The 1,427-nt window shown below is 36.0% G+C and carries 1 pseudogene; it reads left to right on the top strand.

Annotation, left to right across the window (positions count from 1 at the left end):
- Positions 1–115 precede the first annotated feature (115 nt).
- Positions 116–1,359, top strand: a pseudogene (locus tag ETR37_RS17325) (RNA-guided endonuclease InsQ/TnpB family protein).
- The last annotated feature ends 68 nt before the right edge of the window (positions 1,360–1,427 follow it).

Below are 1,427 nucleotides of genomic sequence, written 5' to 3'. Positions count from 1 at the left end.
CATCAACGAAGCGAAGCAGAGTAAGTGGGAAAGGAATCGCCTTAACTATATTTTGCTGAAAATAGGATAGATTCAGTAAAATAGAGTATAATATAGTTAGATGGGAGGTGAAAAAATGTATTTTTGTATCAAACAACAGCTAAATGGTTTGACCAAAGAAGAATACTTGACTCTTCGAGAACTGTGCCATATTGCCAAGAACATGTACAACGTCGGATTGTACAATGTCAGACAATACTATTTTGAACACAAGGAATTTCTTAATTATGAGAAAAACTATCATCTTGCCAAAACTAACGAAAACTATAAGCTGTTAAACAGCAACATGGCACAGCAAATTTTAAAAAAGGTCAATGAAGCCTTTAAATCTTTCTTTGGTTTGATCAGTCTTGCCAAACAAGGAAAATATGACCACAAGGCTATCAGTATTCCAAAATATCTTAAAAAAGATGGCTTTCATTCACTGATCATTGGCCAGATTCGTATAGACGGCAACAAATTTACGATACCGTATTCTCGCCTATTTAAAAAGACTCACAAGCCTATCACGATAACGATTCCGCCTGTGTTACTGGACAAAAAGATTAAGCAGATTGAAATCATTCCTAAGCATCATGCCAGGTTCTTTGAGATTCAGTACAAATATGAAATGCCTGAAGATCAAAGAGAATTAAATGACCAAAAAGCACTGGCAATTGATTTAGGATTAAACAATTTTGCCACTTGTGTCACATCAGACGGCAGATCATTCATCATTGATGGGCGGAGATTAAAAAGTATAAATCAATGGTTTAACAAAGAAAATGCCAGACTTCAAAGCATAAAAGATAAGCAAAAAATCAAAGGCACCACTCGTAAACAGGCTTTGCTTGCTATGAATCGCAATAATAAAGTGAATGATTATATCAACAAGACTTGCCGTTACATCATTAACTACTGTATTGAAAATCAAATTGGCAAACTTGTCATTGGCTATGCGGAAACATGGCAACGCAATATTAATCTAGGAAAAAAGACAAATCAAAACTTTGTCAATATTCCTCTCGGTAACATAAAAGAAAAACTAGAATATCTTTGTGAATTTTACGGCATTGAATTCTTGAAACAGGAAGAATCATATACGTCTCAAGCCAGCTTTTTTGACGGCGATGAGATTCCTGAATATAATGCCGACAATCCAAATATAAGTTCAGCGGCAAACGTATTAAGCGCGGCTTGTATCGAACAAAGTCTGGCAAACTAATTAATGCTGATGTCAATGGCGCATTAAACATCTTAAAGAAAAGTAAAGCTGTAGACCTGAGTGTCTTATGCTCTAGCGGCGAAGTGGACACGCCTCAAAGAATAAGGATTGCTTGAAGCAGTCAAACTTCTTTGGAAGCCCCCACTTCAAATTTTCGCTAGAAAATTAAGTGGGGGTAGTTCAC

Origin of the sequence: Geobacillus sp. PK12 (assembly GCF_004123125.1) — a bacterium.
GTDB classification, from domain to species: Bacteria; Bacillota; Bacilli; order Bacillales; family Anoxybacillaceae; genus Geobacillus; species Geobacillus zalihae.
Note: the sequence above shows the minus strand (reverse complement) of the source record. Positions and strands in the feature narration are given on the sequence as shown.